This window comes from Mesorhizobium sp. CNPSo 4661 (assembly GCF_057784215.1).
The window spans coordinates 80,419-94,154 of the sequence record NZ_JBWGIO010000005.1; the positions used below are offsets into that span (position 1 = coordinate 80,419).

Consider the following 13,736-nt stretch of genomic DNA (forward strand, 5'->3'; position numbering starts at 1 on the left):
ATGAAGTCGATCGTCATACACGCCGCCAAGGACCTGCGCATCGAGGACCACCCGGTCGAGGAGCCAGGTCCAGGCCAGGTGCTGCTCCGTCTTGCCGCCGGCGGCATCTGCGGCAGCGACCTGCACTACTACAATCATGGCGGCTTCGGAACGGTGCGTCTGAAGGAGCCGATGATCCTTGGCCACGAAGTCTCCGGCGTAATCGAGAAGCTCGGGCCGGGTGTCGGTGGACTGGAAGCGGGACAACTCGTCGCCGTCTCGCCGTCGCGGCCCTGCTACAGCTGCCGTTACTGCCGCGAAGGCATGCACAACCAGTGCCTCAACATGCGCTTCTATGGCAGCGCCATGCCGTTTCCGCATATCCAGGGCGCGTTCCGCGAAATGCTGGTGGCGGACGCAACACAATGCGTGCCGGCCGACGGGTTGAGCGCAGGGGAAGCCGCGATGGCCGAACCGCTGGCGGTTTGTCTGCACGCGACGCGTCGGGCCGGAGAGATGCTTGGCAAGCGGGTGCTGGTCACAGGCTGCGGACCGATCGGCCTGCTGTCGATCATCAGCGCGCGGCGCGCCGGCGCCGCCGAAATCGTCGCCGTCGACATCGCCGATTTCACGCTGTCGATGGCGATGCGCGTCGGCGCCGACAGGACAATCAACACCCGAAGCGACCCGGAGGGGTTGGCGCCCTATTTTGCAGACAAGGGAAGCTTCGACATCCTTTATGAATGCTCCGGCGCCGCGGCGGCGCTGGCGCAAGGCATTGCGGCGCTGCGCCCGCGCGGCGCCATCGTCCAACTCGGCCTCGGCGGTGCCGAGATGGCGCTGCCGATGACGGCGATCACCACCAAGGAACTGTCGATCAACGGCTCGTTCCGCTTCCATCCCGAATTCGCCGTCGGGGTCGAATTGATGCGCAAGGGGCTGATCGACGTGAAGCCGCTGATCACCCACACCGTGGCCTGCGACGAGGTTCTATCGGGCTTCGATCTCGCCAATGACCGCAGCCGAGCGATGAAGGTTCAGATCGCCTTCGCATAAGCCGCGAGGGCGCGTTGCATTCCGTTGTGATATCGATAACGTACGGATATGCAATCTTCGCCAAAACGCCCGACCATGGCCGATGTAGCGCATCGCGCCAACGTCTCGACGATGACAGTGTCGCGTGCCTTCAAGCGCGACGCCTCGGTCAGCGCCGACACGCGCGACCGGATACTCAAGGCGGCGGAGGAGCTCGGCTACGTCTTTGACAGCATCGCCGCAAATCTGTCGTCGCGGCGCTCCGGTTTCGTGGCGGCGACGATCCCCTCGATCAACAACGCCAATTTCGCCGACACCGTGCGTGGCATGACCGAGGGCCTGCGCGACAGCGGGCTGGAGATCCTGCTCGGCTTCACCGACTACAATGTCGAGGAGGAAGAGCGTCTGGTTGGTCAGCTGCTGCAGCGACGGCCGGAAGCAATCATCGTCACCGGCGGCCGGCATACGCCGCGCTGCCGCAAGATGCTGGCCAATGCCGGCGTCCCGGTGGTGGAGACCTGGGACCTGCCGGCCGATCCGATCGGCCATGTCGTCGGCTTCTCCAACGCGGACGCCGGGCGCTTGATGGTCGATCATTTCGTCGAACGCGGCTACTTGAGGCTCGGTTTCATCGGCGGCGACACCTCGCGCGACACGCGCGGCCTGGACCGGCGGCGCGGCTTCGTCGCCGCATTGCAGGACCGCGGCCTCGATGCTTCGCGCGTCATCGCTTCCGGCGTGCCGCCGATCTCGATGCGCGAGGGTGCTGCCGCCATGATCGAGATGATCTCGCGCTGGCCCGACACACAGGCGGTGATGTGCGTGTCGGACCTTTCCGCCTTCGGCGCGCTGATGGAGTGCGTACGGCGCGGCATCCGCGTTCCCGATGACGTCGCGATCGCCGGCTTCGGCGCCTATGACCTTGCCGAGCAGTCGGTGCCCTCGATCACGACGATCGACGTCGGGGCGCACGAGATCGGCATCCGCGTCGCCGAACTGGTGCTCGACCTGCTCAACGGGCGGCGAGCGCCCGACGACCGGGTCGTCCTCGGCATGACGCCCAAGGTGATCGTTCGCCGCACGGCCTGATCGGTTCGGAGAAAACAAACGGCCGGCGGGATGATCGCCGGCCGCTTGCCTGTCCTGATCCTGTAGTGCTTACTTGCCCCAGACCTTCTTGTACTCGTCGCGGTAGCCGTTACCGGGATCGAAACGGTTGTCCGGGCCGCCGTCGAATTCGACATTGTCCGACGTCACCACATGCAGCGGCGAGATGTAGCCCGACCACTTCTCGCCGGCCATGGCGCGGTTGAGCTCGTCGACGAGCTGCCAGCCCTGCAGGTTCAACGGTTCGGCCACCGTCACCTTCTGGAACTGGCTCGAGCGGATGCGCTGGTAGGCCGATTCCGAGCCGTCGCCCGCCGCCACGTTGATCGGCGCGTCGGTGCCGGACTTGCCGGCCGCCGCCAGCGACGGTCCCATGAAGTCGAAATAGAGATCGTTGATCGCCAGGGAGTGGGTCCACGCATCGCCGTATTTCTGCAGGAGCGAGGTGGTGAGCTGCGGCATGCGCTGCGAGGTCTCGGCAATCGGCGTATCGACATATTCGAGCACCTTGCCTCCGAGATCCTCGATCTCCTTCTTCATCCGGTCCGCCTTGGCGATGGCGATCTGGTAGGTGGAATCAGTGAAGATGATGACGCCGGGCTTGCCCTTGGCGTCGACGAAGGCCCAGTCGGCGGCCGCCTTCGACACTTCCATCGGATCGGTCGAGACATTGGCGACGATGCCGAGATCGTCGATGGGCCCGACCGTCGGCGCGGCATGCCATGCCACCATGGGGATCTTGGCGGCCTTGGCCTGTTCCATCGCCGGCTTCTGCTCGACCGCGTCGAAGCCGTTGATGATGATGCCGTCGGGATTGAGCGCCAGCGCCTGGCCGAAGGCCGCCGTGCGGCCGCCGATGGAGCCTGCGCCATCAAGGGTCTTGACCGTCCAGCCGAGTGCCGCCGCGGCTTCCTCCACACCCTTGGTGACGCCGAGGATGCCGCCATTCTTCATGTCGGCGCCGAGCACGACGATGGTCTTGCCGGCAGCGCCCTTCGGCCCTGTCGTCGGGCCGTCCCACTTCTCGACCTTGCTGGCGTATTTGTCGACGACCGCCTTGGCGGCGGCCATGGGGTCGGCCAGGGTCGGCGAGGCGATGCCAAACGCCAGGCAGGCGACGCCGAGCTGGAGGAATGTTCTGCGCTGCATATCGTTTCTCCCATTAAGCATTGTCGGTTGTCTTTGTTGGTTGGCTGGTGGGTGGTTGATCAGTCGGTGCTCGGGGCGGCACGACCGCGCCGCGGCGGCGCTGCGCGTAGCCGGCGATGCCGATCGCCACGAGCAGGGTGACGCCGTTGAACAGCGGCTCGACCCAGAACGAGCCGCCGAACTGCTGGATGCCGGAAATGCCGACTGCAAGGATGACGACGCCGACGATCGTGCCCCAGACATTGACCCGACCGGGCTTGATGGTGGTCGATCCGAGGAAGGCGCCGACCAGCGCCGGCAGGAGGTATTCGAGGCCGACGCTGGCTTGGCCGATCCGCAGCTTCGAGGCGAGCAGCACGCCGCCGAGCGCGGTCAGCGCGCCGGAGGCGACGAAGGCGCCCATGACGAATTTCTGCACCGGAATGCCGTTGAGCGCGGCCGCCTTCGGGTTGGCGCCGATGGCGTAGAGGTAGCGGCCGATCGGCAGATATTCGAGCACCAGCCACATCGCCAGCGCCAGGATAATCACGTAGTAGCCGGTGATCGGCAGGCCGAACAGCATCGTGCCGTTGAGCGCAAGGAAGCCGTCAGGCAGCACGCCGACGACCTGGCGGCCGCCGGTGTACCACATGGCTAAAGCATAGAGCACGGTGCCGGTGCCGAGCGTTGCGATGAAGGAATCGATGCGCGCCACCTCGACCAGCAGGCCGTTGATGAAGCCGGTGAGGACGCCGAGCGCGATGACGATCAGCACCGCGATCGGCCACGGAATGCCGAAGGCGGTCTGCAGGCTGATCGCAAGGATGTGCCACAGCACGATTCCGTAGCCGACGGTGAGGTCGATGCGGCCCGCGGCCATCGGGATCATGGCGGCCAGCGACAGGATGGCGATGATCGCCTTGTCGGAGACGATCGAGCGCAGGTTGAGCAGCGTCGGAAACGTTCGCGGCAGGAGCAGCGAGAACAGCACGATCAGAAGCAGCATCAGGATCGGCAGGCCGTAGACCGGCAGATAGCGCGCCGCCTTCTGGGCAGGGCTCAATCCGGAGAGTTCCGAACGGGTCGGCTCCAGCGCCGTCGACTTGATCGAGTTCATGGATTCTCCTCAGGCGGCTTCGGACACGGAGGCGGCGCTGATCAGCGCCGCCGTCGTCAGGGCATCGCCGGCCAGCTCGCGCACGATGCGGTTATGTGAGAAGACGAGCGCGCGGTGGCAGATATGGGCGACCTCCTCGAAATCGGTCGACACGACGATGACCGCCAGCCCGGCTTCGACGGCGGTTGCGATCAGCCGGTAGATCTCGGCCTTGGCGCCGACATCGACGCCGGCCGTCGGATCCTCGGCGATCAAAAGCTTGCGGCCCGTCGCCAGCCAGCGGCCGACGACCACCTTCTGCTGGTTGCCGCCGGACAGCGCCTCGATGGGCAAATGCGGGTCGTTGGGGCGCAGCCCCAGCCGGGCGCCGAGCTCCCGGGTAAGCTCGCTTTCCCGCGCCGGCTTCATGAAGGAGAAAAGCCCGCGGCCGACGGCCGACGGATTGAGATACATGTTCTCGCGCACGGAGAGCGACAGCGCCACAGACTCCTCGGTGCGGTCGCGGGCGATCAGCCCGACGCCCGCGGCAAGGGCGGCGCCGACCGAGGACAGGTCGAGGCGCTTGCCGTCGAGCAGCACCGTGCCGTCGAAACGCTCGGCGCCGAACAGCGCGCGCCCGACGGCTTCCTGGCCGGCACCGCGCAGGCCGACCAGTCCGAGCAATTCACCCGAGCGCGCCTCGAAACCTACTGGGCCGACATTGCCGCTGGTAAGCTTTTCGACCTTGAGCCGCTCCGCCCCATCCTGCCAGCGCGACTTGGCGAACATCTGGTGCGCCGGCCGGCCGACGATGAGATCGACCAGTTCCTGCGGCGTGGTCTCGTCGACCGGCTTGACCGCGACCATTCGGCCGTCGCGCATGACCGCGACGCGGTCGGCGATGCGGAACACCTCGTCCAGCCGGTGCGAGACGTAGATCATTCCGACCCCGCGCTGGCGCAGCGGCCGCAGCGCCTCGAACAGGCGCTCGACCTCGTCCGCAGGCAGGCTTGCCGTCGGCTCGTCGAGCACCAGGACGTCGGCCTCGGTGGCCAAGGCGCGCGCAATGGCCACCAGTGACTTTTCGGTTCGTGACAGGTCCTGGACGCGCGTCGCCGGATCGAAGGCGCAGCCGACCAATGCCAGCGCGCGCTCGGCGCGACGCTCGGTGTCGCGCCAGTCGATCAGACCGGAACGCCGAGAAAAACCCTGCGCCATGCCGACATTTTCGGCCACCGTCATCCATTCGATCAGACCGAGGTCCTGATGGATGAAGGCGACTTTCTGCGGCTGGTTCGGACGCGGCGGGCGATGATGGTAGTCCTCGCCGCGGAAGCGGATCGTCCCCTGGTCGCGCTTGTGGATGCCGGCGAGCGTCTTGATGAGCGTCGACTTGCCCGCGCCATTCTCGCCGAGCAGAGCGACGATCTCGCCCTCGTGGATGTCGAGCGAGACCGACTTCAACGCCAAGGTGCCGCCGAAGCGCTTGGAGATGTCGATGAATTCGATGAGCTTGGGCCGCATTTTTTGGCCTCCTCCCAAGCCAAGCAAACGACTGAATTGCGATTGATGTTATCGCTAACATTTTTGCAGGTCAAGTCTTGAAAGCTGCGCGCCGCGAAGGCTATCGATGAGCCGGTTTTCGCGGAGAAGTGGTCATGTTCGGAGACATTGAAGGTGCCGGGTTCGAAGTTCTCGACGAGCGTTTCGAGAGCTGTTTCGTCGGTCACGTGGCGGTAGAGCGGCTGTGGACGGGCGGACGCTGGCTAGAGGGGCCGGCCTGGTTCGCGGCCGGCCGCTACCTGGTGTTCTCCGACATCCCGAACGACCGCATCATGCGCTATGACGACACCAATGGCGAGGTCTCGGTCTTCCGCGCGCCGTCCAACAACGCCAACGGGCATACGGTCGACACGCAGGGACGGCTGGTTACATGCGAGCACCGAACGCGGCGTGTCACGCGCACCGAGCACGACGGCTCGATCACGGTGATCGCCGATCGCTTCGAAGGCAAGCGCTTGAACTCGCCGAACGATGTCGTGGTGCGCTCGGACGGCACGGTGTGGTTTTCCGATCCGCCCTACGGCATCGCGACCGACTATGAGGGCGATCGCGCCGAGCAGGAGATCGACGGCTGCCATGTCTACCGCGCCGACCCCGTGAGCGGCGAGGTGGTGCGTGTTATCTCCACCATGGCCAAGCCCAACGGGCTCGCGTTCTCGCCGGACGAGAGCATTCTTTATGTGGGCGACACCGGCGTCACGCATCAGAAGGACGGGCCGAGGCACATCCGCAAATTCGCCGTGGCAGGCGGCGCGCTGCGCGAGCTTGGCGTGTTCGCAACTTGCACGGTCGGTTTGTTCGACGGGTTCAGGGTGGACACGGCCGGCCGCGTCTGGGCAGGCGCCGGCGACGGCGTCCACTGCTTCGACCCAGACGGCACGCTGATCGGCAAGATACGCATTGCGGAGACGGTGGCCAACCTCACCTTCGGCGGCCCCAAACGCAATCGCCTTTTCATCACGGCGCGGCAGTCGCTCTACGCGGTGTTCGTTGTCGCGAATGCGGCGGCAAGGGGATGAGATCCAGCCCTTGGGTCTGTTGCTATTTGGGGCAGCGTCAGCTGCTGCGCGTCGCCACGAAGGTCGCGGCTTCCTTGAGCAACTCAGCCGCTTCGCCATAGGGCTCGAGCAGCGCATGCGCCTGGTCGATCAGGCCGTGCAGCTGGTCGCGCGCCCAGTCGGGTCCGTGCAGCGCGGCAAGCGTCGCCTTGCCGGCGGCGGCGTCCTTGTTCGTCGCCTTGCCCATCTGCTTGGCGTCCGCCGTCAGGTCGAGCAGGTCGTCGGCGAGCTGGAAGGCAAGGCCGATCGCCGAGCCGAACTCGGCCAGTCTCTCGCGGTCCGCTGGCGGTGCGCCAGCAACGATCGCGCCGGCCTCGCAGGCGAAGCGGATCAGCGCGCCGGTCTTCATCGCCTGCAAGGTGATGATGCCGGCCTCGTCCGGCCGCTTGCGCTCGGCCTCGAGGTCCAGCATCTGGCCGCCGACCATGCCGCCGGCGCCGGCCGCGCGGGCAAGTGCGAGAACGAGGGTGGCGCGGCGCTCGGCCGACAGCGCGGTCGCTTCGTCGGCGATGATGTCGAAGGCCAAAGTCAGCAGCGCGTCGCCGGCAAGGATCGCAGTCGCCTCGTCGAAGGCCTTGTGCACCGTCGGCTGGCCGCGCCGCAAATCGTCGTCGTCCATGGCCGGCAGATCGTCATGGATGAGCGAATAGCAATGCACGCATTCCAGCGCCGCCGCGACGCGCAGCGCCGCGTCATTGTCGGCCGAAAACAGCGCAGCGCTTTCCAGGACCAGAAAAGGACGCAGCCGCTTGCCGCCGTTGAGCACGCCGTGGCGCATGGCCGCCATCAGGCGATCGGGTCGCGCGATCTCGCCCGAAAGCGGACGCGCGTCGAGGATCCGCCGCAGCTCAGTCTCGACCGCGGCGGCGCGCATGAAAAGCACGGATTCGAAGGCGATCTGGTCGTCTTTGCTCATGGTCGGGAGCGGTAGCCGACACACAGACATTGCGCAAGAAGCCTTGCGCCTTTATGCCGGAGGGGGCGAGGCACGGGTTGGGCGGCTTGACGGAACCGATCGTCGAATATGAAAGCGAAGGGCTGGACATGGCGCGACGTCGGCGCCTGAACCGCGCCGGTGTGGCGCGCATCGCCCGGCGCTGCCTGGTCGTGGCGCTAGCGCTGGCGGCCATCCCGGTCGTGCTCACCTTCCTTTACCTGCCGCCCTTCGTGCATCCGGTCTCGACGCTGATGCTGAAGGACCTCGTGACGTTTTCCGGCTACGACCGGCGCTGGGTGTCGATCGACGATGTGGCGCCGGTGCTGGCGCATTCGGTGATCATGTCGGAAGACGGGCAGTTCTGTTTCCACCGCGGCGTCGATCTCGGCGAGTTGCGCGGCGTGGTCGATGACGCACTGGCCGGCGAGGCGACGCGCGGCGCTTCGACCATCACCATGCAGACGGTGAAGAACCTTTTTCTGTGGTCACGGCCGCTGGGCAGCGTGCGCAAGGTGGTCGAGCTGCCTTTGGCCGTCTACTTCGATGCGGTGATGTCGAAGCGGCGGATCATGGAGATCTATCTCAACATCGCCGAATGGGGACCGGGCATCTACGGCATCGAGGCTGCCGCCCAACACCATTTCGGCGTCTCGGCCAAGCAATTGTCGCGAAGGCAGGCGGCGTTGCTGGCCGTCAGCCTGCCCAACCCGATCGCGCGCAATCCGGCCAAGCCGGGGCCGGGCTTACGACGTCTTGCGAGCTTGATCGAACGCCGTGCGAGCCGGTCCGGCGCCTATGTCGGTTGCCTTGACTAAAGGCCGTTGACGTTCATTCGCTCAAGGGGGATTCTTGCGGCGCTGACGGAGTGGCATAACGAACCTCGTGTCAGCCTTATCCGCGATCAGAAGGAGCGGATCGATGAATCCCACCAATGATCTCGAACAAGTCGTCGAGCAATACCACCGGGCGCTCGGCGCGTTCATGCGGGGAGATTACGAGCCCGCCAAGCGGCTGTTCTCTGAACAAGACGATGTCACCCTCGGCAACCCCTTCGGACCTTTCGCGCGCGGATTGACGCAGGTCGTCGAGACCATGAAGCGTGCGGCATCGAATTACCGGGATGGCGATGCGATCGGCTTCGACGCCATATCGAAATACGTAACCCCCGGTCTCGCCTACATCGTCGAGGTGGAGCGGCTCGAATCCAAGGTCGGCGGGCGCAAGGATGTCACCCCAGTGCATCTTCGGGCTACGAGCATCTTTCGCCACGAGGAAGGCGGCTGGAAGCTCATCCATCGGCACGCCGATCCGATAACCGCCGCGCAGCCAGCGGACTCTGTCCTGCGGAAGGGTTAGGGCGAAGCGGCGCCGGCTCAAAAAAATTCGCGGCCACCGCTGGCCAAAACTGCGCAAGGCGTGTATAGGCACCCGACTTTCTCAGATTATGGCCTCGATGCGGCCCTTTCGCGAGGGTTGCCGGGGCATTTTGACCATGTAGTGGAGCATATCCATGGCCGTTCCAAAAAGAAAAACCTCTCCGTCGAAGCGCGGCATGCGCCGCTCGGCCGACGCCCTCAAGGCCCCGACCTATGTCGAGGACAAGAATTCCGGCGAAATGCGCCGTCCGCATCACATCGACCTGAAGACCGGCATGTATCGCGGCCGCCAGGTTCTGGAGCCGAAGGAAAGCTGAGAAGCTTCCATAGGTTTGTGACGTTTTCAAAAGACCGGCCCCTGGCCGGTCTTTTTGTTTTGGCGACAGGGCTGCTGTGGCGTGTGGCGGCCATACCTGGCCGGCTTTGCCGAAAGCATGACAACCGGCTGACACCGTTATTTCATTAGGTCTTAGAGCGTGTTCGCCGTCGCCGGCGAAAACCCTTGACGGCGCGCCGGCGGCGGATTTTACAAAAGGGTGCCCCATTGGAGTCGCCCAGATGTTCGGTGCCATCCCGCTGCTGATCGTGCCTTTCGTCCTCTACAATCTCGGCCTGCTCGGATTGTTCGGCGGCGGCGACGATCCCTGGATGACCGAGATGTTCTCCTTCCGCATGATGTCGGGCGGCGTGTTCTCGATGACGCTCGGCGACCTTATGGTGCTGATCGGGCTGATCTTCCTCTTCATCGAGATCTCGAAATCGGTGCGCACGACCAATGCCTCGATCCTGGATCATCTTTTGTCGACGCTGGTCTTCATCGCCTTCCTGGTCGAATTCCTGCTGGTGAAGGGCGCGGCGCACTCCGTCTTCTTCACGCTGATGGTCATCGCGCTGTTCGACGTTCTGGCCGGCTTCTCGGTGTCGATGCGGTCGGCGAGCCGGGATATCAATCTGAACTGAGATACGGCATAGAATTTCTGATCGTATGACTTCGCGATTGGCGAAGCACATTGATCGCATCGTCATTCTATCGTCTGCGCGCGTCGCTTCGCTCCTGCTTCGCCCTGGAATGACGAAATTTCTTCGCCCCGCCTCAACCTGCCGTCGTTTCAGCCTTTCGCGCGACCACGGCATCGTAGGCAGCGCGCAATTGCTGGCGCACGGTCGGCGCGCCCTGCGGCGTCTTCGACGGTGCGCCGAGATGCTCGTGGCGCAACTCGTCCATGAACTGCTCCCATAGCGGCGGGCCGCCCTTTTCGAGCAGTTCGGCGCGGATCGACAATTCTTCCGTGACCGGCAGCCAGACGCGTCCCCATGCGCCGAGCTGCGCCATGATCGGCACCAGCGTGATCGCCATCTCGGTCAGGCTGTAGATCGCCTTCTGCTTGTGGCTGGGGTCGTCGGCCTTGGTCAGCAGCCCGAGCTCCATCAGCCGCTTCAGCCGGTCGGCCAGGATGTTGGAGGCGATGCCTTCCAGCGAGCCGTTGAGCAGCTCGCGAAAATGGCGCCGGCCGCCAAAGATCATGTCGCGCAGGATGATCAGGCTCCAGCGGTCGCCGAACACCTCGAGCGACAGATTGATCGGGCAGCCGGACCGACGGTCGATGCTCATGGCAGTCCCTCCAGAAAAACCAGTTGCATTATGATATCAGTTTGATTATCGTGCAACTGATTGCAAAATGCAATCGGATTGGAGGAGCAGATGACCGCCGCAGCACAGCGCCCCGACATCGTTTCGGAGACTTTCGGCAGCCCGAAAGATCCAGCGATCCTTTTGATCATGGGCGCCATGGCCTCTATGCAATGGTGGCCCGAAGCCTTCTGCCGGCAACTCGCCGAGCGCGGCCGCTTTGTCATCCGCTACGACAACCGCGACACCGGCCTTTCGAGCAAATATCCGCCTGGAGCGCCGACCTACACGTTCGAGGACATGGTGGACGATGCCATGCGCGTGCTCGACGACCATGGCGTCGCCAAGGCGCATGTCGTCGGCATGTCGATGGGCGGCATGCTGGCGCAGAGCGTGGCGCTGAAATATCCCGAACGCGTCGGCGCGCTCACCGTGATCTCCTCTTCGCCGCTCGGCGTCGATACATCCGGCCTGCCGGGAATGACCGAAGCCTATAAGGAACATTCTGCCGAGGGCGCCAATGTCGACTGGTCGAAGCGGGGGCAGGTACTCGACTTCATGCTCAAGGACGCCCGCGCGATTGCCAGCACGCGCCATCCGTTCGACGAGGAACAGACGCGCGCGATGATCGAGGCGGATTACGATCGCTCCTGCGGCCTCGCCAGCGCGACCAACCATTTCCTGCTCGAAAGCGGCGGTCCGCAGCGTACGATACGGGAGCTGACCGTGCCGCTGCTCGTCATCCACGGCGGCGCCGATCCGCTCTTCCCGATCGAGCATGGCGAAGCGCTGGCAAGTGCGGTTCCCGGCGCAAGGCTGGTCAAGGTCGAGGGCGGCGGTCACGAACTGCATCGCGACGACTGGCCGCAAATCGTCGACGCCATCGCCGCACATCATTAGGCGTGGAGGTTCCGGCTTGACTCAACGGGTTTACGGAAATAGTGAAGCAGTTACTTCAGTATTACCCGATAGCCGAACGCGAAGAGAGCGCGAGAATGTCCCTGACGCTGCATTTCCACCCGCTGGCTTCGTTCTGCTGGAAGCCGCTGATCGCGTTCTACGAGAACGGCACGCCGTTCGAACCGGTGATCGTCGACCTTGGCGACGAAGCTTCGCGCGCGGCCTTCCTGAAGGTATCGCCGACCGGCAAGATGCCGGCGCTGCATGACGATGCGCGGGACCGCACGGTGCTGGAATCGACCATCGTCGTCGAATATCTCGCCGCGCATTATCCGGGGCCGGTCGAGCTCGTTCCCGCCGACGTTGATCTCGCCCTCAAGGTCCGCCAAGCCGACCGCTTCTATGATTTCTACGTGCAGCATCCGATGCATAAGATCGTCGGCGACAGGCTGCGGCCAAGGGACAAGACCGATCCGTTCGGCGTCGAGGAGGCCCGCGCGCAGCTGCGCAACTCCTACGCCATCATAGAAGAGGAGATGCAGGGCAAGACCTGGGCTGTAGGCGAGACCTTCACCATGGCTGACTGCGCCGCATCGCCGGCACTGTTTTATGCCAACAAGGTCGAGCCGTTCGGCGACAAGTTCCCGGCGGTGAAACGCTACCACGACCGGTTGCTCGCGCGTGCGTCCTTCGCCCGCGTCATCGAGGAAGCGGGACCTTACTTCAAGCTCTTTCCGTACAATAACGGCTAGCCGGCATGCTGCACGATCCCGCCCAGCTCGACCTGATGTTCCAAGCGCTCGCCGATCCAGCCCGGCGCAGCATGGTGGAACGGTTGTCGCGCGGGCCGGCATCGGTCAGCCAGCTGGCGGAACCGCTGGCGATGTCATTGTCGGCCGTCGTCCAGCATCTCAACGTGCTCGAGGCGAGCGGCCTGGTCAGGACGGAAAAGCTCGGCCGGGTGCGGACCTGCCAGATCGAGCCGCAGGCGCTTCGGGCTGCCGAGTATTGGATCAACGAGCGGCGGCTCGCCTGGGAGGGCCGGCTCGACCGTCTCGGCGATTTCCTCGCTGAAACCAAGGATGAAACCTGAAGGAGCCCGCCATGAGCGAACGATCCGTCGTCCATTCCACCTTCGTCATCGAGCGCGTCTATCCGGTGGAGCCCCAGAAGGTCTTTTTCGCGCTGAGCGATCCGGCCGCCAAAAAGCGCTGGTTCTTCGACCCCGACAACCCCATGCCCAGCCGGCATGAGATGGATTTTCGCGTCGGCGGCAAGGAGGTGAATGCCGGCTGCCCCAGCGATGGGCAGATGCATTTCTACAACGCCGTCTATCAGGACATCGTGCCCAACCGGCGCATCGTCTACAGCTACGAGCTCTTGTTCGGCGAAACCCGGGTCTCGGTTTCGCTCGCGACGATCGAGCTGATCGCCGAAGGCAACGGGACGCGGCTTATCCTCACGGAGCAGGGGGCCTTCTTCGACGGCATCGACACGCCGGCTACCCGCGAGCATGGGACCGGCGAACTGCTCGACGCGCTCGGCGCAGCCCTGGCGGCGAACTAAGGCCCGGTGTCCAAGACACGATCACCTTCTCGCGCGCCTGCGGCTCGGCGCCCTCAAGTCATTCCCCCGGCGCCGTTTCCCAGAACTGGTCGAGCCAGATGTTGAGCCTGAGGAAGCCGGCGCTGCTGACGGCATAGACGCGCCTCGTGCCTTCGGCCCTGGCATTGACCAGGCCGGCGTCAAGCAGGACCTTCAGATGCTGGGAAACCGCAGGGCGTGAGACGGGCAGCCCGGCCGCCAGTTCGTTCACCGTCTTCGGGCCGCGCCGGAGTTCTTCCAAGAGATAGCGCCGGTTGGGATCGGCTATCGCCACGAAGGCGTCAGAAAACATCATGCCTTTATTTGTGAGGCAAAGTCTTCA

General features: G+C 64.6%; 17 protein-coding genes. 11 read left to right on the forward strand and 6 right to left on the reverse strand.

Annotation, left to right across the window (positions count from 1 at the left end; all coding sequences use genetic code 11):
- Together AC0YKC_RS08820 and AC0YKC_RS08825 are read left to right on the forward strand one after the other, a co-directional pair.
- Nucleotides 1-1,035 carry an L-idonate 5-dehydrogenase gene (locus AC0YKC_RS08820; RefSeq protein WP_488510824.1) on the forward strand — a complete coding sequence of 345 codons (1,035 nt, stop codon included), beginning with the start codon at nt 1-3 and terminating at the stop codon, nt 1,033-1,035.
- 75 nt (nt 1,036-1,110) lie between these two features.
- Nucleotides 1,111-2,103: a LacI family DNA-binding transcriptional regulator gene (locus AC0YKC_RS08825; RefSeq protein ID WP_488510825.1), complete on the forward strand. Its 993-nt coding sequence runs from the start codon at nt 1,111-1,113 to the stop codon at nt 2,101-2,103.
- Between the two features lie 69 nt (nt 2,104-2,172).
- On the opposite strand, the gene AC0YKC_RS08830 is transcribed toward AC0YKC_RS08825, so the two are convergent.
- From AC0YKC_RS08830 to AC0YKC_RS08840, 3 genes are read right to left on the reverse strand one after another with little or no spacing between them, the layout of a single operon-like run.
- Entirely contained in the window at nt 2,173-3,270 is a 1,098-nt protein-coding gene (locus tag AC0YKC_RS08830; protein WP_320296513.1) for an ABC transporter substrate-binding protein, read from the reverse strand.
- 13 nt (nt 3,271-3,283) lie between these two features.
- Complete coding sequence (locus tag AC0YKC_RS08835) at nt 3,284-4,366, reverse strand: ABC transporter permease (RefSeq protein WP_488510826.1); 1,083 nt, start codon at nt 4,364-4,366, stop codon at nt 3,284-3,286.
- A 9-nt stretch (nt 4,367-4,375) separates the two neighbouring features.
- Nucleotides 4,376-5,869, reverse strand: a complete 1,494-nt coding sequence (locus AC0YKC_RS08840) for a sugar ABC transporter ATP-binding protein (RefSeq protein WP_320296515.1) — start codon at nt 5,867-5,869, stop codon at nt 4,376-4,378.
- 134 nt (nt 5,870-6,003) lie between these two features.
- Here AC0YKC_RS08840 and AC0YKC_RS08845 point away from each other — a divergent pair, with 134 nt between their 5' ends.
- Nucleotides 6,004-6,927 carry an SMP-30/gluconolactonase/LRE family protein gene (locus AC0YKC_RS08845; protein ID WP_488510827.1) on the forward strand — a complete coding sequence of 308 codons (924 nt, stop codon included), beginning with the start codon at nt 6,004-6,006 and terminating at the stop codon, nt 6,925-6,927.
- A gap of 37 nt (nt 6,928-6,964) precedes the next feature.
- On the opposite strand, the gene AC0YKC_RS08850 is transcribed toward AC0YKC_RS08845, so the two are convergent.
- Nucleotides 6,965-7,882 (reverse strand): polyprenyl synthetase family protein, encoded by a 918-nt coding sequence (locus tag AC0YKC_RS08850; protein ID WP_488510828.1) that lies wholly within the window; start codon nt 7,880-7,882, stop codon nt 6,965-6,967.
- Nucleotides 7,883-7,959: 77 nt separating this feature from the next.
- Between AC0YKC_RS08850 and AC0YKC_RS08855 the strand changes: the two genes are divergently transcribed.
- From AC0YKC_RS08855 to AC0YKC_RS08870, 4 genes are all read left to right on the forward strand, one after another.
- Complete coding sequence (locus AC0YKC_RS08855; RefSeq protein ID WP_488510829.1) at nt 7,960-8,718, forward strand: biosynthetic peptidoglycan transglycosylase; 759 nt, start codon at nt 7,960-7,962, stop codon at nt 8,716-8,718.
- 103 nt (nt 8,719-8,821) lie between these two features.
- Nucleotides 8,822-9,259, forward strand: a complete 438-nt coding sequence (locus AC0YKC_RS08860) for a YybH family protein (RefSeq protein WP_320296519.1) — start codon at nt 8,822-8,824, stop codon at nt 9,257-9,259.
- Nucleotides 9,260-9,413: 154 nt separating this feature from the next.
- A complete protein-coding gene (gene rpmF / locus AC0YKC_RS08865) occupies nt 9,414-9,596 on the forward strand; it encodes a 50S ribosomal protein L32 (RefSeq protein WP_006203806.1) in 183 nt (60 codons plus the stop codon).
- Nucleotides 9,597-9,837: 241 nt separating this feature from the next.
- Nucleotides 9,838-10,239, forward strand: coding sequence for a hypothetical protein (locus tag AC0YKC_RS08870; RefSeq protein WP_217573078.1), 402 nt, complete (start codon nt 9,838-9,840; stop codon nt 10,237-10,239).
- A gap of 133 nt (nt 10,240-10,372) precedes the next feature.
- Here the strand turns inward: AC0YKC_RS08870 and AC0YKC_RS08875 are convergent, their stop codons facing one another.
- Nucleotides 10,373-10,891 carry a winged helix-turn-helix transcriptional regulator gene (locus tag AC0YKC_RS08875; protein ID WP_488510830.1) on the reverse strand — a complete coding sequence of 173 codons (519 nt, stop codon included), beginning with the start codon at nt 10,889-10,891 and terminating at the stop codon, nt 10,373-10,375.
- A 90-nt stretch (nt 10,892-10,981) separates the two neighbouring features.
- Here AC0YKC_RS08875 and AC0YKC_RS08880 point away from each other — a divergent pair, with 90 nt between their 5' ends.
- The 4 genes from AC0YKC_RS08880 to AC0YKC_RS08895 all read left to right on the forward strand — a co-directional run bounded on the left by AC0YKC_RS08880 (nt 10,982) and on the right by AC0YKC_RS08895 (nt 13,375).
- Complete coding sequence (locus AC0YKC_RS08880; protein WP_488510831.1) at nt 10,982-11,809, forward strand: alpha/beta fold hydrolase; 828 nt, start codon at nt 10,982-10,984, stop codon at nt 11,807-11,809.
- Between the two features lie 95 nt (nt 11,810-11,904).
- Nucleotides 11,905-12,561, forward strand: a complete 657-nt coding sequence (locus AC0YKC_RS08885) for a glutathione S-transferase family protein (RefSeq protein WP_488510832.1) — start codon at nt 11,905-11,907, stop codon at nt 12,559-12,561.
- Between the two features lie 5 nt (nt 12,562-12,566).
- A complete protein-coding gene (locus AC0YKC_RS08890) occupies nt 12,567-12,902 on the forward strand; it encodes an ArsR/SmtB family transcription factor (RefSeq protein WP_488510833.1) in 336 nt (111 codons plus the stop codon).
- 11 nt (nt 12,903-12,913) lie between these two features.
- On the forward strand, nt 12,914-13,375 hold the full coding sequence (locus AC0YKC_RS08895; protein ID WP_488510834.1) for an SRPBCC family protein: 462 nt from the start codon (nt 12,914-12,916) through the stop codon (nt 13,373-13,375).
- A 58-nt stretch (nt 13,376-13,433) separates the two neighbouring features.
- Here the strand turns inward: AC0YKC_RS08895 and AC0YKC_RS08900 are convergent, their stop codons facing one another.
- The gene (locus AC0YKC_RS08900) at nt 13,434-13,709 is read right to left on the reverse strand and encodes an ArsR/SmtB family transcription factor (RefSeq protein WP_320296530.1); all 276 of its coding nucleotides are present in this window, start codon (nt 13,707-13,709) and stop codon (nt 13,434-13,436) included.
- Nucleotides 13,710-13,736: the final 27 nt, after the last annotated feature.

What these genes read in the sequence shown, in the direction of transcription:
- AC0YKC_RS08820 (WP_488510824.1), top strand. Translation starts at nt 1, where the DNA reads ATGAAGTCGATCGTCATACACGCCGCCAAGGACCTGCGCATCGAGGAC.
- AC0YKC_RS08825 (WP_488510825.1), top strand. Translation starts at nt 1,111, where the DNA reads ATGGCCGATGTAGCGCATCGCGCCAACGTCTCGACGATGACAGTGTCG.
- AC0YKC_RS08830 (WP_320296513.1), bottom strand. Translation starts at nt 3,270, where the DNA reads ATGCAGCGCAGAACATTCCTCCAGCTCGGCGTCGCCTGCCTGGCGTTT.
- AC0YKC_RS08835 (WP_488510826.1), bottom strand. Translation starts at nt 4,366, where the DNA reads ATGAACTCGATCAAGTCGACGGCGCTGGAGCCGACCCGTTCGGAACTC.
- AC0YKC_RS08840 (WP_320296515.1), bottom strand. Translation starts at nt 5,869, where the DNA reads ATGCGGCCCAAGCTCATCGAATTCATCGACATCTCCAAGCGCTTCGGC.
- AC0YKC_RS08845 (WP_488510827.1), top strand. Translation starts at nt 6,004, where the DNA reads ATGTTCGGAGACATTGAAGGTGCCGGGTTCGAAGTTCTCGACGAGCGT.
- AC0YKC_RS08850 (WP_488510828.1), bottom strand. Translation starts at nt 7,882, where the DNA reads ATGAGCAAAGACGACCAGATCGCCTTCGAATCCGTGCTTTTCATGCGC.
- AC0YKC_RS08860 (WP_320296519.1), top strand. Translation starts at nt 8,822, where the DNA reads ATGAATCCCACCAATGATCTCGAACAAGTCGTCGAGCAATACCACCGG.
- rpmF (WP_006203806.1), top strand. Translation starts at nt 9,414, where the DNA reads ATGGCCGTTCCAAAAAGAAAAACCTCTCCGTCGAAGCGCGGCATGCGC.
- AC0YKC_RS08870 (WP_217573078.1), top strand. Translation starts at nt 9,838, where the DNA reads ATGTTCGGTGCCATCCCGCTGCTGATCGTGCCTTTCGTCCTCTACAAT.
- AC0YKC_RS08875 (WP_488510830.1), bottom strand. Translation starts at nt 10,891, where the DNA reads ATGAGCATCGACCGTCGGTCCGGCTGCCCGATCAATCTGTCGCTCGAG.
- AC0YKC_RS08880 (WP_488510831.1), top strand. Translation starts at nt 10,982, where the DNA reads ATGACCGCCGCAGCACAGCGCCCCGACATCGTTTCGGAGACTTTCGGC.
- AC0YKC_RS08885 (WP_488510832.1), top strand. Translation starts at nt 11,905, where the DNA reads ATGTCCCTGACGCTGCATTTCCACCCGCTGGCTTCGTTCTGCTGGAAG.
- AC0YKC_RS08890 (WP_488510833.1), top strand. Translation starts at nt 12,567, where the DNA reads ATGCTGCACGATCCCGCCCAGCTCGACCTGATGTTCCAAGCGCTCGCC.
- AC0YKC_RS08895 (WP_488510834.1), top strand. Translation starts at nt 12,914, where the DNA reads ATGAGCGAACGATCCGTCGTCCATTCCACCTTCGTCATCGAGCGCGTC.
- AC0YKC_RS08900 (WP_320296530.1), bottom strand. Translation starts at nt 13,709, where the DNA reads ATGATGTTTTCTGACGCCTTCGTGGCGATAGCCGATCCCAACCGGCGC.